This is a genomic window from Arthrobacter sp. BI5 (assembly GCF_056680065.1).
Window position 1 is genome coordinate 2996990 of record NZ_CM155264.1, and the last position, 24149, is coordinate 3021138.

The following is a 24149-nucleotide window of genomic DNA, read 5'->3' on the forward strand; positions in this document are numbered from 1 at the left end:
GGACCGGACCAGCTGACGCTGATCCGGTCCTCTTAGTGCGCGGAGACCTTAGTGCTGGTGCCCGGCGTGTTCGTCCTCATCGGCCGGCTTTTCCACCACGAGGGTTTCGGTGGTGAGAACCAGCGCGGCGATGGAGGCCGCGTTGCGGAGGGCCGCACGCGTGACCTTGACCGGGTCGATGACACCGGCCGCGATCAGGTCTTCGTATTCGCCGGTCTTGGCGTTGAAGCCCTGGTTGACCGGGGATTCGGCAACCTTGGCGACCACAACGTAGCCGTCGAAGCCGGCGTTCTGGGCGATCCAGCGCAGCGGCTGGGTCAGGGCCCGGCGGACGATGCCCACGGCAGCTGCCGCGTCGCCGTCGAGCGCCTGGACGGCCGGGTCCTCATCGAGCGCCTTGAGGGCGTGGATGAGGGCGGAGCCGCCGCCGGCCACGATGCCTTCTTCGAGGGCAGCGCGGGTGGAGGACACGGCGTCCTCGATGCGGTGCTTCTTTTCCTTCAGCTCGACCTCGGTGGCAGCGCCGACCTTGATCACGCCGATGCCGCCGGCCAGCTTGGCCAGGCGTTCCTGCAGCTTTTCCTTGTCCCAGTCGGAGTCGGTGCGGGTCAGCTCGGCGCGCAGCTGGGCGACCCGGGCCGCGACGTCCTCGGCCGAACCGGCGCCGTCGACGATGGTGGTGTTGTCCTTCGTCACGGTGATGCGGCGGGCGGTGCCGAGCACCTCAAGGCCCACGGTGTCCAGGCTAAGGCCCAGTTCCGGGGAAACAACCTGCGCACCCGTGAGGGTAGCGATGTCCTGCAGCATGGCCTTGCGGCGGTCGCCGAAGCCCGGAGCCTTGACGGCCACGACGTTCAGGGTGCCGCGGATGCGGTTGACGATCAGCGTGGAAAGGGCCTCGCCGTCGACGTCTTCGGCGATGATGAAGAGCGGCTTGGAGCTCTGCAGCGCCTTTTCCAGCAGCGGCAGGAATTCCTGGACCGAGGAGATCTTGCCCTGGTTGATCAGGATCAGGGCGTCCTCGAGGACTGCTTCCTGGCGTTCCGCGTCGGTGACGAAGTACGGGGACAAGTAGCCCTTGTCGAACTGCATGCCCTCGGTGAGGACCAGCTCGGTCTGCGTGGTGGAGGACTCCTCGATGGTGATCACACCATCCTTGCCGACCTTGCCGAAGGCCTCGGCCAGGAGCTCGCCGACCTCGTCGCTCTGCGCGGAGATGGCGGCAACGTTGGCCACCTGCGTGCCCTCAACCGGGCGCGCGTTTTCCAGCAGGCGGGCGGCGACGGCCTCGACCGAGACCTCGATGCCGCGCTTGATCTGGCCCGGGGCGGCGCCGGCTGCCACGTTGCGCAGGCCTTCCTTGACCAGGGCCTGGGCGAGCACGGTGGCGGTGGTGGTGCCGTCACCGGCGACGTCGTTGGTCTTGGTGGCAACCTCCTTGGCGAGCTGGGCGCCAAGGTTCTCGTACGGGTCGTCCAGTTCCACTTCGCGGGCGATGGTCACACCGTCGTTGGTGATCGTGGGGGCGCCCCACTTCTTGTCCAGCACGACGTTGCGGCCGCGCGGGCCGAGCGTCACCTTGACCGTGTTGGCGAGCTTATCGATGCCGGCTTCGAGCGACCGGCGGGCAGCGTCGTTAAACGCGAGCTGCTTTGCCATGGTTTTGTCCTTTCAAGACAGAACCCCGCGCAGCCGTTCCGTTCAAAGCGAAGGAGCGGCGGCGCGGGGGTCCAAGAGAGTTACTTTACGACGATCGCCAGGACGTCGCGGGCGGACAGCACGAGGTACTCAACGCCGCCGGTCTTGACTTCGGTTCCGCCGTACTTGGAGTAGATAACAACGTCGCCGACGGCAACGTCTACGGGAACGCGGTTGCCGTTGTCGTCAAAGCGGCCGGGGCCAACTGCAACAACTTCGCCTTCCTGCGGCTTCTCCTGTGCGGAGTCCGGGATAACCAGGCCGGAAGCCGTGGTCTGCTCGGCTTCGAGCGGGCGGACAACAATACGATCCTCAAGAGGCTTAATAGAGACCGACACTCGGACCTCTCCTTTTCGTCAGCAAATTTGTGGACTATGAAGCGGCGATGCCATGGCGTACAGACCGTCGTCGCGGTGCCGGCAGTAGCTAGGCGGAGCATGCTCCATGTGTTAGCACCCGCCTAGGGAGAGTGCTAATGACGACTCTATGTAAGTAGTTAGCACTCGGTCAAGGTGAGTGCCAGAAGTTCGTCCCTGGTGAACGCCTGCACGGGACATGCTCATTCTTTGTGGCGCCCGGTGGACCCACGGTGGTTGTGTCCGGCGGGGGCGCCGGTGGTTGGACATGCTCGTTGCAGCCCGTGAGCGAGGGACATGCTCATTCCCGGGTGCCTGCGTCGGACATAGTGGCATTATGTGCAGCGCCGACGCCGAGGACTGGGCATGTCCGGAGGAGGGTCCGGCGCAGGACGAGGGACATGCTCATTCCAGGGTGCCGGCGTCGGACAAAGTGGCATTATGTGCAGCGCCGGAGTCGAGGACTGAGCATGTCCGGAGGGGGGTCCGGCTCGAGGACTGAGCATGTCCGGAGGGGGGTCCGGCTCGAGGACTGAGCATGTCCGGTGGTGGGCCCGGCGGGAGGACTGAGCATGTCCAGCGGGCGGAGCGTGGCTGCGGGCGCCTACCGCCCCGCGAGATCTTCGTAGTCCCAGTCCTGGCCGTCGTCGTCCTCGTCGACCCGCGCGGAGGCATTCCGTCCGCGGTACAGCACAAAGCCACCGGCCAGGGCGGCCACCGCCCCGAGGACCAGGAAGATGATGCCGCCCACCCGGGCAGCGGCGTAGGTGTCGCGGATGGCGCGGGCCTCGTCGGTCGCGTCCTTCACATCCTTGCCGCCCACGGAGTAGACGGTTGCGTTGAAGGCGTCCAGGAAGAAGATGATGACCAGCAGCGCCACGCACACGACGGCGATCACGCTGCCGGCGATCAGCGCCGGACGGGCGAAACGGGCCAGTCCCCGGCTGTCCCGGACTTCCCCGCCCGCCTGCTCCCGGGTGCCCGCTGTGCCGAAGTCGTCTGATTCCTTGCCGTCCATGCCGTCCAGCCTATCCGCCGCGCCGCGGCTTCCACGCCTGAACTAGGCTTGATGGCATGGCTGAGACTACGCAGGACCAGATCGCCCCTCTCCTCAATCCGGAGGGCTGGGAGCTGCTGGCCTCGCTGGGACCGTACCGTGAAGAGGAGGCCTTCCGGCTCAACGCCTCACTCCGTAAGGCCGGCCATTCCGCCGAACTGGTCTCCGCGGCGCTCACCCAGTCCCGGCTGCGGACCAGGGCGGAAGCCAAATTCGGTGAATTCGCCCGGCAGATGATTTTCACCCGGGCGGGACTGGAGCAGGCCACACGGCTCACGGTGGCGGCACGGCACGCGCAGCGGTTCGCCGAAGCCGGGATCGCCCATGTGGCGGACCTGGGCTGCGGGCTGGGCGCCGACGCGATGGCGCTGGCTTCCCTGGACATCCAGGTCACCGCGGTGGAACTGGACGAAACGACCGCCGCCTGCGCCACGATGAACCTGATCCCGTTCCGCAACGCCAGTGTGGTCCATGCCGATGCCACCGCCGTTCCGCTCGACGGGATCGACGGGGTCTGGCTGGACCCGGCACGCCGCACCACCTCCAGTTCCGGAACCAAGCGCCTCTGGGACCCCGAAGACTTCTCCCCGCCGCTGTCCTTCGTGGAATCGCTGGCCGCGTCGGGCCGCGCCGTCGGCGTCAAAATGGGACCCGGGATGCCGCATGACTCGGTGCCGGCGAACTGCGAGGCGCAGTGGGTGTCGGTGGGCGGCGACGTCACCGAGGTGGCGCTGTGGTTCAACGCGGTCCGCCGGCCCGGAGTCCGGCGCGCTGCCTTGGTTCTGGGGCCGCAGGGTGCGGCGGAACTCACCAGCACGGAGGACTTCGACGCCGGCCCGGTGGCCCCCGTGGGTCCGGTGGAGGGCTATCTCTACGAGCCCGACGGCGCCGTGATCCGCGCGGGGCTCGTCGCCGACGTCGCGCTCCAGCTGGGCGGACATCTGCTGGACGAACACATCGCCTACATCTGCGCGCCGGAGCTGCGCGACACCCCCTTCGCCCGGGCCTACCAGGTCCTCGAGGTGATGCCGTTCAACGTCAAGGCGCTCAAGGCCTGGGTCAAGGACAACGGCGTGGGCGTCCTCGACATCAAAAAGCGCGGCACTTCGGTCACGCCGGAAGAACTGCGCCAGCAACTGCTCCCCGGCGGCGGCAAGAACGCCAAGAACGCGGCCAAAAAGACGGCCACCCTGGTCCTCACCAGAATCGGCGAGGAACGGGTGGCCATCTCCGTGCAGCCCGTCTAGGGCCGGCGGTACAGGGTAGCCGGTCAGAACCGGCCGTCCCAGGGCGCCTCCCAGCGGCAGCCGGTCCCGGCCCCGGTTGGTCCGTTTACTGGGCCCGCATGAACTCTTCAGCGGCCCGGACCTGTTCGGCGCTGGGCCGGATGCCCGTGTACAGGACGAACTGTTCCAGGGCCTGGATGGTGGCGACCTCCGCCCCCGTGATGACCGCCTTGCCGGCGGCCCGGGCGGCTTTGATCAGGGGCGTTTCGGCGGGCAGCGCGACGACGTCGAACACCACCTTGGCGGCCTCCACGGCCTCCTGCGGGAAAGAGAGTTGGTCCGACTCCGGTCCGCCGGCCATACCAATGGGCGTCACATTGATCAGCAGGTCGGCCGGGCCGTCCCCGGAGCCGGCGGCCGGGAGACCGGCCTGCCACTGGAATCCGTAAAGGCCGGCAAGCGCCCTGCCGGCCTCCTCATTGCGGGCGATGATGGTGACCCGCCGGAAGCCGGCGTCGCGGAGCGCGGCCGCGGTGGCCTTCGCCATGCCGCCGGCGCCCAGCAACCACACGGAGTAATCCGTGGGCACTGCGTTGCGCTGCAGCAGCTGTTCGATCGCGGTGTAGTCGGTGTTGTAGGCCGTGAGCCGGCCGCCGTCGTTGACGATCGTGTTGACCGAATCGATGGCTTTCGCAGACGGGTCCATGACGTCCACCATGGCGATGACGTCTTCCTTGTACGGCATGGACACGGCGCAGCCGCGGATGCCCAGTCCCCGCACCCCGGCGATGGCCTGGGCCAGGTCGGTGGGGGCGAAGGCCTTATAGATCCAGTTCAGGCCCAGCTGCTCATACAGGTGGTTGTGGAAGCGCGTCCCGTTGTTGCTCGGCCGGGCCGAGAGCGAGATACACAGGGTCATGTCTTTATTCAGGATGGGCACTGCACCATTAAACGCCACCCGGCCGGATCAGCGGCAGCCGGACCCGGCACCTTGCCGCCCGACGGCGACCGGCAGCTTCCCGGGGGCGGCGGCTTTTCCGGCCAGCACCGCCAGCAGGGCGTCGAAGGCCTCCTGGCTCCGGCCGTAGAGCGCGATCTTGGCGCGCGTGGCGGATTTCTCCAGCGGCCACGGCGCGTCCAGCGAAACCGCCACGTCCGCGGTCACCGGCGAACCGCGGTACCCGATCAGCGTCACGAGCGGCCCGGCGCCCACACTGATGCCGGCTTGTTTGGCCGCCGCCGCGAACCGCGCGCGGTCCTGTGCGGAACCACCGCCCACCCGGACGCTGGCCGGGACGATCCGCCCCCGGCAAGGGCCGGCGAGCACGGTGATGGCTTCCCGCGAAACCTTGTGTGACAGCGCCGAGCCGCTGCCGGGCGCCGAGCCCCGCAGCGGATGGCTGCGGCCCCGCCAGAGCTGCATTGTGGCCACGCGCTGCGCCGCCTCGTCCAGCCGTGCGGCCGGCAGGGTGCCGCTTCGCACGGCGTTCACGATGGCGGCATGGGCGGTTTCCACCGATGCCGGCATAAGCACCAGGTCAGCGCCGGCGGCCAGCGCCAGCGGGGCGGCGGCGTCGCGGGGATACCGCTGCTGGATGGCTCCCATGTTGAACGCGTCCGTCACGGCGACGCCCTTGAAGCCCATCCGGCGCAGCTGAGCGTAAGACGCCTTCGACACCGAGGCAGGGACCCCCGGATCCAGGGCGCGGACGGCGATGTGCCCGGTCATGACCATCGGCAGTCCGGCGTCGATGGCCGCCTGGAACGGCCGCAGGTCCCTCCCCCGCAATTGCTTCAGGCTGGCGTCCTGGACCGGAAGGCCCCGGTGGGAATCGACGGTCACAGAGCCATGGCCGGGAAAGTGCTTGGTGGCCGGCAGGACCCCCGAGCCGAGCATGCCCCTGGAGAAGGCGATACCGAAGTCCGCGGCGGCGTCCGCGCTGCCGGAGAACGACCGTGCGCCGATCGTCGGATCGGCCGGGCCCATCGTGACATCGGCGGTGGGTGCGAAGTCGACGTTGAAGCCGAGGCCGGCCAGTTCCGCCGAAAGGGCGCGGCCGGCGTCGGACGCCAGGGGTTCACTGCCGGCCGCCCCGTAGCTCATCGGTGCTGGCCACTCGGTCAGCGGGGCGCGCAGCCGGGCAACCACCCCGCCTTCCTGGTCCACCGCGATCATTCCGGGCCAGCTGCGTCCATCGGCGCGGGCGGCGCGCTGCAGCCGCTCCGCCGTGCGGCGCATGCCGGCGGTGTCCACCTGACCGTTCGGGGCCGCGGGGACGTTGTCTCCCATGAGGATCGATCCGGCCAGATGCAGCCGCTCCACGGTCCGCGCGTGCGCCTCGTAGTCGAGCCCGGGGAAGAAGGGCAGCAGCACCTGGCCGGCCTTTTGCTCCAAGCTCATCCGGCCCACGGCCTTGGCCGCGGCGTCGGCGTCGCGCTGGTCCGGGCCCCAGCCGAGCGGGCGCGGCGCGCCGGGCCGGGCGCCCAACGCCGGCGGGGACTGGACACCCTGGCCTGCCGCCGGGCCGGGGACCGGGGCAGCGGGGACCGGGGCGGCGGGGGCCGTGGCGGCGGGGTTCGGGGCGCCGGGGACTGTGGCCCCGGGGCCGGTGCAGGCGGTGGATCCCAGCGCGAGCGCCGTCATGACCGCCGCGGCTGCCGATAACAGACCTCTTCTGTGAAAACTCTCACGCATCAGCTGTAACTTGGCCACCAGCTCGATGCTACCCCTGCACTAGACTTGAAACACCGTTGCCTTGCCACCGCAGGCCGCGGCGCCGGGCCTCGGGGACGGCACGGGCAGGCGCACAAGCAGCAACACCGGCGGGCAATAAAACAGTGAAGGGACCACATGAAGATTGATTTCGCTTCATCCAGGCAATCAACTCTTGGTGTGGAATGGGAGCTTGCGCTCGTCAACGCCGAAACCGGCGAGCTGGCCTCGGTGGCCAGCGAGGTGCTCCGGGGTGTCGCCGCCCGGCACCCCGAGCTGAACGAGGATGACGAACATCCGCATATCAAACAGGAACTGCTGCTCAACACAGTGGAGCTCGTTACGGGCATCTGCACCACGGTGGCGGAAGCGAAGGCTGACCTGAGCAGTTCCCTCGCCGCGGTGCGCGAGGTCACCGACCCGATGGGCGTTGAGGTCTTCTGCGCCGGCAGCCACCCCTTCAGCCCCCCGCAGCTGCAGCCGGTCACCGACAAAGCCCGCTATGCCAAGCTGATCGACCGCACCCAGTGGTGGGGCCGGCAGATGGTGATCTACGGCGTCCACGTCCATGTGGGCCTCGACCGCCGCGACAAGGTGCTCCCGGTCCTGGACGGCCTGGTCAATTACTTCCCGCATTTCCAGGCGCTGTCCGCCTCCAGCCCGTTCTGGGGCGGCGAGGATACCGGCTACGCCTCGCAGCGCGCGCTGATGTTCCAACAGCTGCCGACGGCGGGACTGCCGTTCCAGTTCTCCAGCTGGGAAGAATACGAGTCCTACGTCCAGGACATGTTCACCACCGGGGTGATCGACACCCTCTCCGAGATCCGCTGGGACATCCGGCCGGTGCCCAACCTCGGCACCATCGAGATGCGCATCTGCGACGGCCTGGCCACGCTCGAGGAGGTGGGGGCCATCGCCGCCCTGACCCAGTGCCTCGTGGACGAGTTCTCCACCACCCTGGACAACGGCGGAACCATCCCGACCATGCCGCCCTGGCACGTCCAGGAAAACAAGTGGCGCGCCGCGCGCTACGGGCTGGACGCGATCATCATCCTGGACGCCGACGGCAATGAGCAGCTCGTCACCGAGCACCTGCGCGAGACGCTGGCCCGGCTTGAGCCGGTGGCCGCCAAGCTCGGCTGCAGCGCGGAGCTGGCCGACGTCGAACGGATCATTGAACGCGGCGCCGGCTACCAGCGGCAGCGCCGCGTCGCCGCGGAACACGGCGGCGACCTGCGCGCCGTCGTCCTGGACCTGGTCGAGCAGATGCGCGAAGGGCCCGAAGCGTAACCCCCCGCCCGGGTTCCTACCGGGACGGGACAGCCGCGTCCTGGACGGACACGGACGTGACCGGCATCGAGGAGTCCGGCGCGAAGCCGATTCCGCTCGGCGCGGTCCCGGACATCACCAGCTGCGCACCGAGCGCGGCCACCATGGCGCCGTTGTCCGTGCACAGCGAAAGCGACGGAACGGTCAGCCGGATTCCGGCCGCGCTGCAGCGCTGCTCCGTGAGCTGGCGCAGCCGCGAGTTCGCGGCCACTCCCCCGCCCAGCAGCAGCTCGGTGATGCCGTTCTCCCGGCAGGCGAGCACCGCTTTGGCGGTGATCACATCCACCACGGCCTCCTGGAAGGCCGCCGCGATGTCCGCGACCGGCACCTCGTCGCCGCTCGCCTCGAACTGCTCGACGCAGCGGGCGACGGCGGTCTTGAGCCCGCTGAAGGACCAGTCGTAACGGTGCGGGCCGGGTTCCTCGGCGGTCCCCATGTATTTGGGCTGGGTGAGACCGCGCGGGAAGCGGATCGCCTTGGCGTTGCCGGTGCGCGCCAGCTTGTCGATGGCCGGCCCGCCGGGGTAGCCGAGCCCCAGCAGCCGGGCCACCTTGTCATAGGCCTCGCCGGCGGCGTCGTCAATCGTGGAACCGAGCAGCTCGACGTCGTCGGTGATGCTGCGGATCCGCAGGATCTCGGTATGCCCGCCGGAGACCAGGAGTGCGCCCAGGTTCTCCGGCAGGGCGGCCGGGGTCCCGTCCGGCTGCCGGCCGGCTGCCTCGGCGCCGGTCGGCTGCGGGCCGGTCGCCTCCGCACCGGTGGCCGGTTCGAGCAGGCCGACGCCGACGTGCGCCACCAGGTGGTTGATCGCGTACAGCGGCTTGCCGGTGGCGACCGCGAGCGCCTTGGCCGCGCAGACCCCCACCATCAGCGCGCCGGCCAGCCCCGGTCCGGACGTGACGGCGATGGCGTCGACGTCGTCCAGCGTCACGTGCGCCTCGGCGAGGGCCTCCCTGAGGGTGGGCACGAAGGCGTCGAGGTGCGCGCGCGAGGCGATCTCGGGGATGACCCCGCCGAAGCGGACGTGCTCCTCCATGGACGAAGACACAGTGTTGGCCAGCAGCCGGGTGCCGCGGACAATCCCGACGCCGGTCTCGTCGCAGGATGACTCGATCCCCAGCACCAGCGGCTGGGGGCTGTGTGGGTGATGGTTCATTCTCGGCCTGTCTCCGTTGGCTGGGTGTCGTCCGTGGTGGTGCCGGGCGCCGTGCTGTCCGTTGTGTGCAGCTGGAGGCGCATGATCAGCGCGTCGACGCCGTCGCGGTAGTAGCGCGGGCGGGTGTGGATCTGCTCGAAGCCGAAGCGCCGGTAGAGCTGCTGGGCCCGGGGGTTGTCGGCGCGCACCTCAAGCAGCACGTCGGCGGCGTGCCGCCGCCGGCTTTCCCGGATGAGCTCGGCCAGCAGCGCCGATCCGATGCCGCGGCCCTCCTGCTCGGGTACGACGGCGATGGTCTGGACGTCCGCGATGGGTTCGATGCACATCAGTCCGGCGTAGCCGACGATGGCGCCGCCGGCTTCCGCGACGAGGTAGCTCCGGGTCTCAGCCTGGGCGAGTTCGTCGACGAACATCTGCAGGGGCCAGGCGTCCACCGGGAAGAGCCGGCGCTCCAGGTCATGCACGGCCGGAAGGTCCGCGGCGGCCATGGGCCTGAAAGTCACGCCGGCCGGGGAGAATCCCGCCGGTGTTTCCGGGGCGCTCACAGCGCGCGCTTCCGCGGGCCAGGGACCTGGGCGTCGGATTCCCGCAGGTACAGCGGGGTGGTGTCCGGGAGCTGCTCCCCCGCGGCGAGCCGCGCCAGCGCGAACTGGCCCAGCGCGAGCGCCTCGGGCTGGCGCCCGGCGAATTCGGGAACCGCGTTGAGCACATCCGGGTAGAGCCCGGCGCCGGCGCCATAGACCGGGAGGTCCGGCAGATCAGCGGCGAACCCCACATGCGGGCCATCCAACAGCTGCGGCAACTGGCTTCCGGCCAGGGCGTAGCGGGCCCAGTAGACCTCCTTGCGCCGCGCGTCGGTCGCCACGATGAACTCGGCGGCCGCCTCCGTGGACTCGGCCACTTCGAGGGCGATGGCATCCAGGCTCATGAGCCCGTAGAGGGGCTTCTGCCAGACAAAGGCCAGGCTGCGCGCCGTGACGATGCCGGAGCGGAGTCCCGTGAACGGGCCCGGTCCCACCCCGGTGACAATGGCATCGACGTCGGCGCCGGTCAGTCCCACACCGGTGAGCAGCTGCTCGATGCCCGGGGCCAGCACCTCGGCGTGGCTGCGGGTGTCCTCGGTGGCGAAACTCCCGACGACGGACTCCAGGGAGTCGTCGGAGACGAGCGCCGCGCTGGCGACGGCCGAGGTATCGATGGCAAGGATCAGCATCTTCAGTCCGTTTCCGTGGTCGCGGGATGTTCGGGGATGCCGGCCAGGGCGGCCGGCGGCTCGGCCCAGCGCGGACCGAAGCCGCGGAACACCACGGTCCTGGGCTCGTCGGCGTCGTCGGTGTCAAAATCCAGCACGCCGCCGGTGGGTTCATCGCTGCCGGTGGGCTGGGCGCCATTGGGCTGGGCGGCGTTCGGCTGGGCGCCGCCGGCGGGCTGGGCGCCGCCGGAGGGCGGGGCGTCATTCGGCTGGGCGCCGCCGAGCTGGCGGTGCAGCTCAACCTCGAGCCGGCTCTCGCTCAGATGCTCAACCCGGCCGCGGCCCCACTCCACCACGGTCACCGCGCTGTCCATGGTGTTTTCCAGGTCAATGTCGTCGATTTCGGAGGCTGACGCCAGCCGGTACGCGTCAACGTGGACCAGGTCCGGGCCGCCGGGGCGCGGCCCGTCCGGCAGGTTGGGGTGGATCCGGACCAGGACGAACGTGGGCGAGATGATCCCGGCGCGGACGCCGAGGCCTTCGCCGAGCCCCTGCGTGAAGGTGGTCTTCCCGGCGCCGAGCTCGCCGGTCAGGACCAGCAGGTCACCGGCCTCCAGACCGGTGCCGAGGGCTGCGGCCAGCGCGTGCGTCTGCTCGGCGGTCCCGACGGTGAGGATCCGCTCCCAGGCCGGTCCGCTCACTGCGCGGCCCCGCCGCCGGGGGCGGGTTCCTCGTTGATGTAGCGGCGCGGCACCCGCGGGCTGATGCGGGTGACGATTTCGTAGTTGTTGGTGCCCGCCGCCCTGGCCCAGTCCTCGGCGGTGGGACCGCCGTCGGCACCGTCGCCGAACATCTGCGCCTCGGCTCCCAGCAGGCTGGTGCCCCCGGCGGAGACGTGCAGCGGGCCGAGGTCGATCACCATCTGGTCCATCGCGATGCGGCCCACCACGGGGTAGTTCACGCCGCCCACCCGGACCGGGCCGCCGGTGGCGACGCGCGGCACGCCGTCGGCATAGCCCAGCGGGACAAGGCCCAGGGTGCTGCTGCCGGCGGTGCGGTAGTTCAGCCCGTAGGAGACGCCCTGGCCGGCGGGTACGTCCTTGCAGTGCGAGACGACGGTGCGCACAGTCATGGCCGGACGGAGCCCGACCTCTGCGGAGTTCTGTCCTTCGAACGGTGAGAGCCCGTAGATGCCCAGGCCCACCCGGACCAGGTCGAAGTGCGTGTCCGGGCGGGACAGCGTCGCCGGGGTGTTGGCAAGGTGGCGGACCTCGGGATCGACGCCGGCGTCCTGGGCCATCGCCAGGACTTCGCGGAACGCGGCGAGCTGCTCGTCTGTTTCCGGCCGTTCGGGTTCATCCGCGACGGCCAGGTGGGAGAAAATTCCGACGACGCGCAGCAGGCCCTGGTCCTGGTATTCCATGGCCTCACCCAGCAGCGTGTCCCAGGTCTCCAGGGTGGCGCCGTTGCGGCCGAGCCCGGTGTCGACCTTCAGGTGGATCCGGGCGGGCCGTTCCTGCTCGCGGGCGGCGGCCACGATCCGGCCCAGCTCCCAGCCGGAGCAGCCGATGTCGATGCCGGCAGCGACGGCGGCGGCAAAATTGCTTTCGGGGGTGTGCAGCCACGCCAGCAGCGGGGCGTCGATGCCGGCGGCGCGCAGGGCGAGCGCTTCCGAGATGTGCGCGACGCCGAGCCAGCTGGCACCGGCGCTGAGCGCGGCGCGGGCCACCGGAATGGCCCCGTGCCCGTACGCGTCCGCCTTGACGACGGCCATCACCTTTGCCGGCGAAGCCACCTTGGCCAGCCGCCGGACGTTGTGCCGGATCGCTTCGAGGTCGATAACGGCCGAGCGCTCCTCGACATGGTCCGGACTTGCTTCCGCCAATGGCTGGAAATCACCTGTTGCTGCTGGGTACATCACTTTACGATTCTACGGGTGGCCGCAGACCGTGCTGAATTCCGCACCGGGCCGGCCCTTAGGGACATGCCCATCCTTCACCCCGGGACATGCTCATTCCCCGCGGCCACGAGAGCGCATAACGGCCTAAGTCCGCTCGCCGGCCCGCCCGGAGAGCATGTCCACTATCAAGGCCGGCCGCGGGAGCATGTCCGCTCCGCCTGCAGAGTCGTCCGCGGGACATGCTCATTCCCCGCGGCCACGAGAGCGCATAACGGCCTTATGTCCACTGGCCGGCCCACCCGGAGAGCATGTCCACTACCAAGGCCGGTCCGGGCGCATGTCCGCTCCGCCTGCAGAATCATCCGCGGAACATGCTCATTCCCCGCGGCCACGAGAGCGCATAACGGCCTTATGTCCACTCGCCGGCACGGGCACTGAGCATGTCCCCCGGAGCGGCCGGGCCTACGCGTCCGACAGGTGGGCGATGGTCGCCGTCGCACGCCGTTGCGCCTCCGGCGGCACGTCTCGCACAATCTCCGCCAGGAAGCCGTAGCGGCGCAGCCATTGGCTTCCCTGCCGTTCCTTGCGGGCGTTCGCGCGTTGCCACCAGTCGGCAATGTCTCCCCAGCCGGGCGCGGCGAGCGAACCGCCGACCTGCTGCACGGCCAGGGCTGCGCACAGATTGGCGAACCGGAGCCGGTCCCCCAGCGGCCAGCCGGCCAGGCAGCCGACGATGAATGCCGCCCCGAAGCAGTCCCCGGCGCCGGTGGGGTCGAACGCCGGCACCGGCAGCGAGGGCACCCACTCCTCTTCACCGGTCTCGGAGTCCACCGCCATGGACCCCTGCGGACCCAGCGTCACCACGGCCACCGGGACCTGGTCCGCGAGCGCGTAAAGCGCGGCCCAGGGGTTGTCCTTGCCAGTGAACGCCATGGCCTCCTCCTGGTTGGGCATAAAGGCGTGGAAATACTTCAGGTTGTCCAGCCGCGCCTGCGCCCACGTCCCGGTGGGATCCCAGCCGACGTCGCCGAAGAGCCGCACGCCGGCCCGGTGCGCGTCGACGGCCCACGGTTCCAGCTCCTCGCCCAGCTCGGCGACGGCGGCAAGCGCGGGCGGCGGGCAGCCGATCAGCTCGCTCGACGTCACCGGCGCCGGATGGCCGTGGGTCACCATGGACCGGTCCTTCTCGACACTCAGCGACACCGTAACCGGCGAGTGCCAGCCCGGAACGCGCCGGGACAGCGACAGGTCCACGTGTTCCTGCCGGTCCAGGATCTTCCAGTTGTAATCGCCGTAGCCGTCGTCGCCGAACGCGGCGGCCAGCCCGGTGCGCAAGCCCAGCCGGGCCGCGGCTATGGCTTGGTTCGCCACCCCGCCGGGGCAGCTGCCCATCCCGTCGCTCCAGATTTCCGTCCCGGGCCGGGGTGCGTGCGGCAGCCCGGTGAAGATGATGTCCTGGAACACCGTGCCCGTCAGGAGCAGGTCGAAGCCCCCCGCCGTCGGGGTGCGGACGGCGGCGAGCGGGTCGAAGCGCTGCGCTGGAATCGCGTCCATACACGGCACACTACGCCGTCCGGGTAGCCGGCGAAAGACGGCCTTCCGGGCGCTCCGGCGCGAGGTAAGAATAGACTGCTGGCATGCGGCTCATGATTGCCGGCGGCGGCGGATTCCGGGTGCCGCTGGTCTACCGGGCGCTCTGCGCCGGACCCTTCGCCGGGCTGGTCCGGGAGCTGGTGCTCTACGACGTCGACGCCGGCCGGCTCGCCGCGATCGAGGCGGTGCTGGCCTCCGTGCCCGGACAGCTTCCGGGCGGCGGTCCGGTCGTCCGTGCCACCACGTCCCTGCCCGAGGCCCTGGCCGGCACGGACCTGGTCTTCGCTGCCATCCGTCCCGGCGGCACGGCCGGACGAACCGCCGATGAGCGGGTGGCGCAGGAGTTGGGGGTGCTGGGCCAGGAGACCACCGGCGCCGGCGGCATCTCCTACGCCCTGCGCACCATTCCGCCGATGTTGTCCCTGGCGCAGGCGATGAAGCGCATCTGTCCGGGCGCGTGGCTGGTCAACTTCACGAATCCGGCGGGCATGGTGACCGAGGCCCTGGTCCCGGTGCTGGGCCGCCGGGTGGTGGGGATCTGCGATTCGGCCGGCGGGCTGGTGCACCGGGCGGCGCGCGCCGCCGGCGTCGTGCTCCCGGAGGGCAGGCTCGACGGCGTGGGCTACTACGGGCTAAACCACCTGGGCTGGCTGTACCGGCTGGAGTCCGGCGGCAGGGACGTCCTCCCCGGTCTGCTGGCCGACGCCGGGGCGCTGGCCGGTTTCGAGGAAGGCCGTCTGTTCCCGCAGCCCTTTCTGGCCGGCCTGGGCTGCGTGCCGAACGAATACCTGTACTACTACTACGAGACCGCCCGTGCCCTGGCGGCCATGCGGGCCGCCGCCCAGACCCGCGGCGAGTCCATCCACCGGCAGCAGGCCGAGCTCTACCCCCGGCTCGCGTCCGCCGGCGCCGGGGCCTACGGGCTCTGGGACGCCGCACGCCGGTCCCGCGAGGAGGGCTACCTGGCCGAGGCCCGCGCCGCCGGGGAGCAGCGGGACGAGGACGACCTGGCCGGGGGCGGCTACGAACGTGTCGCGCTGGCGGTGATGCGCGCCCTTTCCGGCGGTGGCGACGCCGAGCTGATCCTGAACACGCCCAACGCGGCGCCCGGATCCGGCGGGGCACGGACCCCCGCGATCCCGGGGCTGCCGGTCGACGCCGTCGTCGAGGTCCCGTGCAAGGTGGGCGCCGACGGCGTGGTGCCGATCCCGCAGGACCGGCCGGCGGCAGCGCAGCTGGCGCTGATGCTGCGGATCAAGGAGGTCGAACGGCTCGTGGTCCGCGCCACCGCGCCCCCGGGAACCGTCCCTGGCACCGTCCCCGGCACCGGCCCGGACAGCGCAGGGTCGCGCCCGGCTGCCGGGGGCCGGCGCGGGGCCGCCCTGGCCGCGTTCGCCCGGCACCCCCTGGTGGATTCGGACGTGCTCGCGGCCCAGCTGCTGGCCGCTTATGAGGCCGCGTTCCCGGACCTGCTGGAGCTCTGGCGCCACGACGTCCGCAGCTGATGGCGGCGGCTCCTCGCCGTATCCTGACGCTCAGCGCAGTCCGCGGGCCAGAGTGTCCAGGAGGGCCTGATTGGGTTCGCCGGGTTGCCCTGAACCGCTGAGGTAGAGCCCCATCTGCGTCCCGTGGTATTCCCAGTAGGCAAAGCTGAGGTCGTTCTCCGCCAGGAGGTCAAGCATGTCGGTGACCCACTGGCCGCCGCCCTTGCCCTCCATTTCAAAGGCCTGCCGGACCAGCCCGAACTCCATGACCGACATCGGCACGTTGTTGTCGATGCCGAACTGGACGCGCTTCCCCACTTCGTGTGCCAAATAGCCTTTGTCGCGTGCGAGGAAGCCGTTTCCGGCCGTGCCCGGCGACTGTGCGTAGACGTCGAGCTGGAGCCCGATCCGAGGGGCCGACCCCGCGGACGCCGCAATGTTCTGCCCCCGCATATGGCCCTGGATGCGGTACTTGTTACCGGGCACAACCTTGAACAGGTGGGCGTCGTTGCTCCACCCTGCGATTGCCTTGGCGTCCGTGGCATCGCTGATGGAGAGGCTGCCGCCGTCCCGGTAGCCGGCCTTCTCCCGCGCGAACTTCGGCGCCGCCCCTGCCGTCCCGCCGTATTCCCATTGATGCCAGTCCAACGCCGCGTCGCGGTCCAGGGGGTCGTTGATGATTTGCCGGATTTCGGTCCCGTCCGGTCCGTACTCGGTCACCCTGATCGCATCGAAGCTGGCCGTTCCCCGCATCCCGCCCTGCGCGATGGCCAGGGGCGCCGCCGCGACCGCGCTGCTGTCGTCAATGGTTACGATGCCGCTGTCGTACGCCGCCCAGTCCGATGTGCCCGCGGGCAGTGGCTGGGTGGCGATACGGCTTCCGGGCAGCAGGACCCGCTGGCCGGTCGGGAGAATCGTGTCCGGGTCCGGATAGCGGCCGCCGTCCTGGACCGGGCCCTCGACCCAGGACGCGTACTGGTGGGTGTATTTGATGGGCTCGTAGAAGTGGAAGTCGTACACGACGTTGCTGTCATCCACCAGGAAGTGCTGGTCGACTCCGGACGCGCCGTAGCGGCCGTTGACCCCGTAGATCCCGCCCACAACCAGCAGGTGGTTCGGATCCTCCGCCCGGACTGCGGCGACCAGCTGCCGCGCCAGCCTTTTCCATTGTTCGCCGGTCGCATCGGTCGTCACCGGCTCGTTGAGCAGGTCGTAGGCAGCGATGGCCGGTTCGTCCTTGTACCGGGCGGCGATGGCCCGCCACAGGTCCGCGTTCTGCTGCTGCAGCCGGGGATCGGACCAGAGGTCAAAGCTGACAGCGTCGCTGGTCGGGTCCAGCCAGAATCCGCCGATCGGGGTGTGCAGGTCCAGGATCAGGCGCATGCCGTGTTGCCGCGCCCAGGCCACGTTTTGGTCCAGCCACTGCCAGAAGACCTGCGGGGAGTCGGCGTACCAGTCGCCGTCGAAGGCAAAGCGGATGCTGTTGAAGCCGATGTCTTTTGCCCTGGCGAAGTCTTCCTCCGAATGGTGCTGCGAGGTGAGGAGCTCGGCCCCGTTCAGGTTTCGATGGTAGAGGTTGGAGAAATTCACCGCCTTCAGCCGGGTGGGCTCGCCGTTGAGGACAAGGCCGCGGCCGGAGGCGGTGACGAAGTCCGGTCCGGTCTCCGCCGCGGGGCTGCTGCCGTTGTTCCGGGACAGCGTGCACCCGGCGATAACCAGCAGCGGCACCACCAGCAGCAGGAGGGCCGGAAACCAGCCAGGCCAGCGGCGCCTGCGGGCATCCCGGTCAGGGCTGCCCGGCTCGTGCTGCACCTGCGGATAACCACTCCCGGGCATTCAGGTCTCCCTCGCTCGGCCTTCACGGCCCAGCCTATTCGCGGCGGCCGCAAATGTCTTGGGGTTTATCCGTCCGGGCCCGCTACAGGCTGCGGTGCATCACGTGCAGGCCCACAAAGCCCAGGCTCGGGTGCCGGAAGGCCTCAGGGATGGTGGCGAGGATCTTGAAGCCCATCGCCTGCCAGGCGGCGACGGCCCGGACGTTGCTTTCCACCACGGCGTTGAACTGCATGGCGCGGAAGCCGGCGGCCCGGGCGGCCTCCAGCGAATAGGCGCACAGGGCCCGGGCGACGCCGCGGCCGCCGTACCCGGCACGGACCATGTACCCGGCGTTGGCGACGTGGCTGCCGCCGCCGCCCTGGTTGGCGTGCAGCTCGCCGGTGCCCAGCACGACGCCGTCGAGCCGCCCGGTCCCGACGGCGACGAAGGTCCGGCCCGGCGCCGTCTTGACCCATTTCGCGCGGGCCTGCTCCTCGGTGGTGTCGCGGTCCCAGGTGAAGGTCTCCCCGGCCCGGATGACCGGCTCCAGGATCTCCCAGATGGTGGGCCAGTCCTGGCCGGTGGCCTCGCGGATCACCCACGACGGCGGGACCGCCCGGGTTTCTGTGTTTGCGCTCACAGCCGCCACGTTAGCAGCCGCCAGCCGCCGGTGAATCGGCCTGCCGTTCAGGAGTAGTGTTTTATCGAATCCACGTCGCAGGAAGGGAGGAAAGAGGATGCCGCTGGTCCGCCGTGTCGCCTTCCTCTCCCTGCACACCTCGCCAATGGAGCAGCCCGGCTCCGGGGACGCCGGCGGCATGAACGTGTACGTCCGCGCCCTCGCCGCGGCCCTGGCCGAGACTGGCGTGGAGGTGGAGATCTTCACCCGGTCCAACGCGGCCGGCCAGGCCGCCGTCGAGCATCCCTTCCCGGGCGTCTGCGTCCACAACGTGTTCGCCGGTCCGCCGCGGAAACTTCCCAAGGAGGAACTGCCGGCGCTGCTGCACAGCATGGTGGCCGAAATTGACCGGATCAAGCAGCTGCAGCCGCATGGCCGTTACGACGTCATCCATTCGCACTATTGGGTGTCCGGGGTGGCGGGGCTGGAGCTCTCGGAGCTGTGGGGCGTGCCGCTGGTGCACACCATGCACACCATGGCCAAGGTCAAGAACCTGCTGCTGGAGTCCGGCGAGCAACCTGAACCGCGCCGGCGCGAGGAGGGCGAACACCGCATCGTCGACGGCGCCACCCGGCTGATCGCCAACACCGGGGCGGAGGCCGCGGAACTGGTCTCGCACTACGGTGCCGACCCCGACCGCATCGATGTGGCGCCCCCAGGCGTGGACCTGTCCATCTTTACGCCCGCGTTCCGGAGCCGCGCCCGCAGCCAGCACGGCATCGTGCCGGGCCGGTTCCACCTGCTTTTCGCCGGCCGGATCCAGCGGCTCAAGGGACCGCAGATCCTGATCAAGGCGGCCGCCCTGCTGCGTGCCCGCCGTCCGGACATCGATCTGCAGCTGACCATCCTGGGGGCGGTGAGCGGGGCGAAGGACTTTGACCTCAAGGCCCTGATCACCGCCGCCGGGATGGACGACGTCGTCACGCACCACCCGCCGGTCAGCGCGCCCAAGCTGGCCGGCTGGTACCGCTCGGCCGACGTCGTAGTGATGCCCTCCTACAGCGAATCCTTCGGCCTGGTCGCCCTCGAGGCCCAGGCCTGCGGCACGCCCGTAGTCGCCACGAAGGTGGGCGGGCTGTCGCGGGCGATCTTCGACGGCCGGACCGGCCTGCTGGTGGAGGGCCACAAGGCAGCGGACTGGGCCGATGCCCTGGAAGCCCTCCATGACGACCCGGCCACCCGGGAGGACATGGGCCGCGCGGCCTCGGTACACGCCCAGGACTTCGGCTGGCAGCGCACCGCCGCGATTACGCTGGAGAGCTACCAGGCCGCCCTGGTCCAGTATTTTGGAACACGAAGCATCCCGGCGGGCCACACGCCCTGACCGGGAGCCAGACCGGGACCCCGGCCGGAACCGCCGGCCGGGGCCCACGAAGCCACGAGCCGAAGGACGACGATGTCGGAGAACACCACGGAACCCGCCGGAGCCAACGCCGGACCTTCGGCCGGGCAGGCTGCCGGGCAGCCGGCCCCGACGCCGGTGCTGAGCTCGCCGGCCCAGACGCCGGTGCTGAGCTCGCCAGCCGAGACGCCGGCCGTGCCGCCGGCGCCGAGCGACCTGGAGATCGCGCAGCGGGCCACCATGCGGCCGATCCAGGATGTGGCGGCCGCCGCCGGGATCAACCCGGAGGCGCTGGAATTCTATGGCCGCTACAAGGCCAAGATCGATCCGGCCAAGCTCAACCGGGACGCCGCGCACACCCCGGGCAAGGTGGTGCTGGTCTCGGCGATGTCCCCCACCCCGGCCGGTGAGGGGAAGTCCACCACCACGGTGGGCCTGGCCGACTCACTGGCCCGCGCCGGGCACCGGGTCATGATCGCGCTGCGCGAACCCTCGCTGGGCCCCATTCTGGGCATGAAGGGCGGCGCGACCGGCGGCGGCTACTCACAGGTCCTGCCGATGGACGAAATCAACCTGCACTTCACCGGCGACTTCCACGCCATCACCTCGGCGAACAACGCCTTGATGGCGCTGGTGGACAACCACATCTACCAGGGCAACGCGCTGAACATCGATCCGCGCCGGATGACGTTCAAGCGGGTGCTGGACATGAACGACCGGTCCCTGCGCGAGGTTGTGATCGGCCTGGGCGGCCCGACGCAGGGCGTGCCGCGGCAGGACGGCTTCGACATCACCGTCGCCTCGGAGATCATGGCGGTGTTCTGCCTGGCCACCGACCTGGACGACCTGCGAGCGCGGCTTGGCCGGATCACCTTCGGCTACACCTACAACCGGGAGCCGGTCACGGTCGCCGATCTCGCTGTCCAGGGCGCCCTGACCATGCTGCTCAAGGACGCGATCAAACCGAACCTGGTGCAGACCATCGCCGGCACGCCCGCCGTGGTGCACGGCGGTCCCTTCGCCAACATCGCGCACGGCTGCAACTCGCTGATCGCCACCCAGACGGCCCGCAGCCTCGCCGACGTCGTCATCACCGAGGCCGGGTTCGGCGCCGACCTGGGCGCCGAAAAGTACATGGACATCAAGGCGAGGATGGCCGACGTCGCGCCCTCCGCCGTCGTGGTGGTGGCCACCATCCGCGCGCTCAAGATGCACGGCGGTGTCGCCAAGGACCAGCTCAGGGAGCCCGACGTCGAGGCCCTGGCCGCCGGCGTCGCCAACCTCCAGCGGCACGTGCGCAACGTCGAGAAGTTCGGCATCACCCCCGTGGTGGCGATCAACAAGTTCGGCACCGACAGCCAGGCGGAGCTCGACTGGCTGCTGGACTGGTGCGCGGCGGAGGGCGTCCAGGCGGCCGTGGCCGACGTGTGGGGCCGCGGCGGGGGCGGCGACGGCGGGGACGAACTCGCCGCGAAGGTCGCTGCCGCCATCGACGCCCCGCACGGTTTCCGGCACCTCTATCCGCTGGAAATGTCCGTGGAGGACAAGATCCGCACCATCGTGCAGGAGATCTACGGGGCCGACGGGGTGGAATTCTCCGTCCCGGCGCTCAAGCGGCTCGCGGAGATCGAGAAGAACGGCTGGTCCGGGATGCCGGTCTGCATGGCGAAGACACAGTACTCTTTCAGCGACGACGCCACCAAGCTGGGTGCGCCGAAGGGCTTCACGGTGCACGTGCGCGACCTGATTCCCAAGACCGGGGCGGGGTTCATCGTGGCGCTCACGGGCGCGGTGATGACCATGCCAGGGCTCCCCAAGGTTCCGGCCGCAATGCGGATGGACGTCGACGCCAACGGCAACCCCGTCGGCCTCTTCTAACCCAACCCTCCCTCACCTCCGGCGCCCCAACACCCGACGCTCCCTCAGATCAGGCGCCTCCAAACCCGACGCTCCCTCACATCCGGCGCCCTCCAACCCAACCCTCCCTCACATCCGGCGCCCCCAAACCTGACGCTCCCTCAGATCAGGCGCCTCCAAACCTGACGCTCCCTCAGTTCGTGCGCGGCGACAGACGCGGCTGTGGATAACTTCTGCACGGCTTTTCAAAGTCGCCCACAATGCGAGCATGAGAAAGCGAACAGAGCTTCCTAGTGTGCTGGTGACCGGCCCCTTCACCCTCGCCGCTGCGACGTCGTTGGGAGTGCCCAGAGCCAGACTCCGACAGCCCGACTTCAAGCACGTCAGTCGGGGTCTTTACCGGCCTGCGGGTTGGAGCTTCGAGTTGGAGGCCGCGGCCCGGGCGCTGAGCGCAGCTTCCCCGGGGGCATGGATCTCGCATGTGACGGCAGCTCGACTTCGCAGCCAGCTCTTGCCGCCGTGGCTCTCGGATTCCGAGGAGTTGCACCTGAGTAAGCCGCGCGCGCTCCCCGAAGTTCGCCGTAAGGGGATCGTGGGACACACAGTTGTTGCGTTCGACGACGAGATCGAGACGGCGGACGGCATCCGGATCAGCACCCGTCCCCGGACGTGGCTCGACCTGGCCCGGCAATTGAGCCTGCCTGAGCTTGTCTGCATGGGAGATGAGCTCGTTCGGATCCCCCGGTTCAATCTGGAGGGGCGGAGCGAGCCTTTCGCGACCATCGACGGGTTGCGAGTCATGCTGCGCCGTCACCCAAATCTCCAGAGGATCGTCCGCGCACGGGAGGCCCTTGAGCTGATGCGGGTGGGAGCCGATTCAGGGCCTGAGACTCTCCTCCGCCTGGCGATCTGCGACGCCGGGCTTCCTGAACCGGAGCTACAAATAGAACTGCGCCCGGGCAGTGAGGGGACGCCGACAGCGGACCTTGGGTATCGGCTTAGGCGCCTTGCAGTTCAGTACGACGGCGGGCACCACCTGCTCCCTGCCCAGATCTTCAGCGATCGCCGGCGGGACAAGGCCTTCGAAGCAGCGGGGTGGACCGTTCTCCTTCTGACAAAAGATGACCTTGCAGATGGCTTCACTGGTGCCATCGCCAGGATCAAGCGAGTCCTCCGCAGCGCATACATCAGCCCATCAACCGCCGCCGGCTTCTAGAGCCGAGCTGAGGGAGCGTCCGCCCCAAACCCGCCGAACCCGAGGGAGCGTCCACCCCAAACCCGCCGAACCTGAGGGAGCGTCCGCCCCAAACCCGCCGAACCTGAGGGAGCGTCCCGCCCAAACCCGCCGAACCTGAGGGAGCGTCCCGCCCAAACCCGCCAGACGTGAGGCAGCGTCGTGTAGGGACTTCCCTAAGCCGGAAAAACACAACGCTCCCACACCATAAGTGCGGGAGCGTCCTGGTGAAATGCGCCGGACGTGCGGGAGCGTCGTGTTGGAACGCACCAAACGTGAGGGAGCGTCGGTTTGGGCGGGGGTTAGCGCTCCAGGTCGCCGCGGATGAAGGCCTCGACCTTTTCACGGGCCAGGTCGTCGTTGAACTGCTCCGGCGGGGACTTCATGAAGTAGCTCGATGCGGAGAGCAGCGGGCCGCCGATGCCGCGGTCCAGGCCGATCTTCGCGGCGCGGACCGCGTCGATGATCACGCCGGCGGAGTTCGGGGAGTCCCAGACCTCCAGCTTGTATTCGAGCGAGACCGGGGCGTCACCGAAGTTGCGGCCCTCGAGGCGCACGAAGGCCCACTTGCGGTCATCGAGCCACTGGACGTAGTCCGACGGGCCGATGTGTACGTCCTTGGCGGCCAGGTCGGCTTCCACGTTGGAGGTGACGGCCTGCGTCTTGGAGATCTTCTTGGACTCGAGGCGGTCGCGCTCCAGCATGTTCTTGAAGTCCATGTTGCCGCCGACGTTCAGCTGGTAGGTGCGGTCCAGGGTGACGCCGCGGTCTTCGAAGAGCTTGGCCATGACGCGGTGCGTGATGGTGGCACCGATCTGGCTCTTGATGTCATCGCCCACGATCGGCACGCCGGCGGCGGTGAACTTGTCCGCCCATTCCTTGGTGCCGGCGATGAACACCGGGAGGGCGTTGACGAAGGCCACGCCGGCGTCGATGGCGCACTGGGCGTAGAACTCGGCCGCTTCCTGGGAGCCCACGGGCAGGTAGCAGACCATTACGTCGACCTTGGCGTCCTTGAGCGCCTGGACGACGTCGACCGGCTCCTCCGGGGACTGCTCGATGGTCTCGAGGTAGTACTTGCCAAGGCCGTCGAGGGTCGGGCCGCGCTGGACGGTCACGCCGGTCGGCGGGACGTCCGCAATCTTGATGGTGTTGTTCTCGCTGGCGAGGATGGCGGCGGAGAGGTCCTGGCCCACCTTCTTGCCGTCGACGTCGAACGCTGCGACGAACTGCACGTCGTTCACGTGGTACTTGCCGAACTGCACGTGCATCAGACCCGGGATCGTGGCCTGGGGATCGGCGTCCCGGTAGTACTCGACACCCTGGACCAGCGAAGTGGCACAGTTACCCACGCCGACGATTGCAACACGAATCGGATTTGTAGACACGAAACTCCCTTTGAGAACAAACTTCACGCGCCCGGCGCGGTCGCACTCTGATGTACGACGGCGGCAAACGGGCACAACGCCATGCGGCGCCCTTAGCATTCTAGTCAACGGCGCCGGGACCTTAGTTGTT

At 69.4% G+C, this 24149-nt stretch carries 20 protein-coding genes; 6 read left to right on the forward strand and 14 right to left on the reverse strand.

Translation table 11 applies throughout. The features are described 5' to 3' along the window. Positions 1-48: 48 nt before the first annotated feature. From groL to AC1MED_RS13755, 3 genes are all read right to left on the reverse strand, one after another. Positions 49-1659 (reverse strand): chaperonin GroEL, encoded by a 1611-nt coding sequence (groL, locus tag AC1MED_RS13745; protein ID WP_346960271.1) that lies wholly within the window; start codon positions 1657-1659, stop codon positions 49-51. A gap of 80 nt (positions 1660-1739) precedes the next feature. Beyond that, positions 1740-2036, reverse strand: coding sequence for a co-chaperone GroES (gene groES / locus AC1MED_RS13750; protein ID WP_056737866.1), 297 nt, complete (start codon positions 2034-2036; stop codon positions 1740-1742). Between the two features lie 622 nt (positions 2037-2658). Then, a complete protein-coding gene (locus AC1MED_RS13755) occupies positions 2659-3072 on the reverse strand; it encodes a hypothetical protein (RefSeq protein WP_346959820.1) in 414 nt (137 codons plus the stop codon). A gap of 56 nt (positions 3073-3128) precedes the next feature. Between AC1MED_RS13755 and AC1MED_RS13760 the strand changes: the two genes are divergently transcribed. Further along, positions 3129-4358, forward strand: coding sequence for a class I SAM-dependent methyltransferase (locus AC1MED_RS13760; RefSeq protein ID WP_479783806.1), 1230 nt, complete (start codon positions 3129-3131; stop codon positions 4356-4358). 85 nt (positions 4359-4443) lie between these two features. Here AC1MED_RS13760 and AC1MED_RS13765 read toward each other — a convergent pair whose 3' ends face one another. Both AC1MED_RS13765 and AC1MED_RS13770 read right to left on the reverse strand, forming a co-directional pair. Beyond that, on the reverse strand, positions 4444-5256 hold the full coding sequence (locus AC1MED_RS13765; RefSeq protein ID WP_479786686.1) for a shikimate 5-dehydrogenase: 813 nt from the start codon (positions 5254-5256) through the stop codon (positions 4444-4446). Between the two features lie 48 nt (positions 5257-5304). Continuing rightward, positions 5305-6981 carry a glycoside hydrolase family 3 protein gene (locus AC1MED_RS13770; RefSeq protein ID WP_479783807.1) on the reverse strand — a complete coding sequence of 559 codons (1677 nt, stop codon included), beginning with the start codon at positions 6979-6981 and terminating at the stop codon, positions 5305-5307. Positions 6982-7188: 207 nt separating this feature from the next. On the opposite strand from AC1MED_RS13770, the gene AC1MED_RS13775 reads away from it, so the two are divergent. Further along, on the forward strand, positions 7189-8340 hold the full coding sequence (locus AC1MED_RS13775) for a glutamate--cysteine ligase (RefSeq protein ID WP_479783808.1): 1152 nt from the start codon (positions 7189-7191) through the stop codon (positions 8338-8340). A gap of 16 nt (positions 8341-8356) precedes the next feature. Here AC1MED_RS13775 and tsaD read toward each other — a convergent pair whose 3' ends face one another. The 6 genes from tsaD to AC1MED_RS13805 form a co-directional block, all read right to left on the reverse strand. Continuing rightward, a complete protein-coding gene (gene tsaD, locus AC1MED_RS13780; protein WP_479783809.1) occupies positions 8357-9535 on the reverse strand; it encodes a tRNA (adenosine(37)-N6)-threonylcarbamoyltransferase complex transferase subunit TsaD in 1179 nt (392 codons plus the stop codon). Beyond that, positions 9532-10023, reverse strand: coding sequence for a ribosomal protein S18-alanine N-acetyltransferase (rimI, locus tag AC1MED_RS13785; RefSeq protein ID WP_479786688.1), 492 nt, complete (start codon positions 10021-10023; stop codon positions 9532-9534). Before rimI ends, tsaD begins: the two co-directional genes overlap by 4 nt. A 53-nt stretch (positions 10024-10076) precedes the next feature. Further along, positions 10077-10748, reverse strand: a complete 672-nt coding sequence (gene tsaB, locus AC1MED_RS13790; protein ID WP_479783810.1) for a tRNA (adenosine(37)-N6)-threonylcarbamoyltransferase complex dimerization subunit type 1 TsaB — start codon at positions 10746-10748, stop codon at positions 10077-10079. A gap of 2 nt (positions 10749-10750) precedes the next feature. Continuing rightward, positions 10751-11428: a tRNA (adenosine(37)-N6)-threonylcarbamoyltransferase complex ATPase subunit type 1 TsaE gene (gene tsaE / locus AC1MED_RS13795; RefSeq protein WP_479783811.1), complete on the reverse strand. Its 678-nt coding sequence runs from the start codon at positions 11426-11428 to the stop codon at positions 10751-10753. Beyond that, positions 11425-12648 (reverse strand): alanine racemase, encoded by a 1224-nt coding sequence (gene alr, locus AC1MED_RS13800; protein WP_479783812.1) that lies wholly within the window; start codon positions 12646-12648, stop codon positions 11425-11427. Before alr ends, tsaE begins: the two co-directional genes overlap by 4 nt. Before the next feature lie 441 nt (positions 12649-13089). Next, a complete protein-coding gene (locus AC1MED_RS13805) occupies positions 13090-14181 on the reverse strand; it encodes a carbohydrate kinase family protein (RefSeq protein WP_346959829.1) in 1092 nt (363 codons plus the stop codon). An 83-nt stretch (positions 14182-14264) separates the two neighbouring features. Here AC1MED_RS13805 and AC1MED_RS13810 point away from each other — a divergent pair, with 83 nt between their 5' ends. Continuing rightward, positions 14265-15725 carry a family 4 glycosyl hydrolase gene (locus AC1MED_RS13810; RefSeq protein ID WP_479783813.1) on the forward strand — a complete coding sequence of 487 codons (1461 nt, stop codon included), beginning with the start codon at positions 14265-14267 and terminating at the stop codon, positions 15723-15725. A 30-nt stretch (positions 15726-15755) separates the two neighbouring features. On the opposite strand, the gene AC1MED_RS13815 is transcribed toward AC1MED_RS13810, so the two are convergent. Together AC1MED_RS13815 and AC1MED_RS13820 are read right to left on the reverse strand one after the other, a co-directional pair. Further along, positions 15756-17540: a glycoside hydrolase family 5 protein gene (locus AC1MED_RS13815; protein ID WP_479783814.1), complete on the reverse strand. Its 1785-nt coding sequence runs from the start codon at positions 17538-17540 to the stop codon at positions 15756-15758. A gap of 82 nt (positions 17541-17622) precedes the next feature. Further along, on the reverse strand, positions 17623-18159 hold the full coding sequence (locus AC1MED_RS13820; protein WP_479783815.1) for an N-acetyltransferase family protein: 537 nt from the start codon (positions 18157-18159) through the stop codon (positions 17623-17625). Positions 18160-18256: 97 nt separating this feature from the next. Here AC1MED_RS13820 and mshA point away from each other — a divergent pair, with 97 nt between their 5' ends. From mshA to AC1MED_RS13835, 3 genes are all read left to right on the forward strand, one after another. Beyond that, a complete protein-coding gene (gene mshA / locus AC1MED_RS13825; RefSeq protein WP_479783816.1) occupies positions 18257-19522 on the forward strand; it encodes a D-inositol-3-phosphate glycosyltransferase in 1266 nt (421 codons plus the stop codon). A 258-nt stretch (positions 19523-19780) separates the two neighbouring features. Next, positions 19781-21418 (forward strand): formate--tetrahydrofolate ligase, encoded by a 1638-nt coding sequence (locus AC1MED_RS13830; protein WP_479786690.1) that lies wholly within the window; start codon positions 19781-19783, stop codon positions 21416-21418. A gap of 247 nt (positions 21419-21665) precedes the next feature. After that, complete coding sequence (locus tag AC1MED_RS13835) at positions 21666-22613, forward strand: hypothetical protein (RefSeq protein ID WP_479783817.1); 948 nt, start codon at positions 21666-21668, stop codon at positions 22611-22613. A 320-nt stretch (positions 22614-22933) separates the two neighbouring features. Here AC1MED_RS13835 and AC1MED_RS13840 read toward each other — a convergent pair whose 3' ends face one another. Further along, entirely contained in the window at positions 22934-24019 is a 1086-nt protein-coding gene (locus AC1MED_RS13840; RefSeq protein WP_479783818.1) for an inositol-3-phosphate synthase, read from the reverse strand. Between the last annotated feature and the right edge of the window lie 130 nt (positions 24020-24149).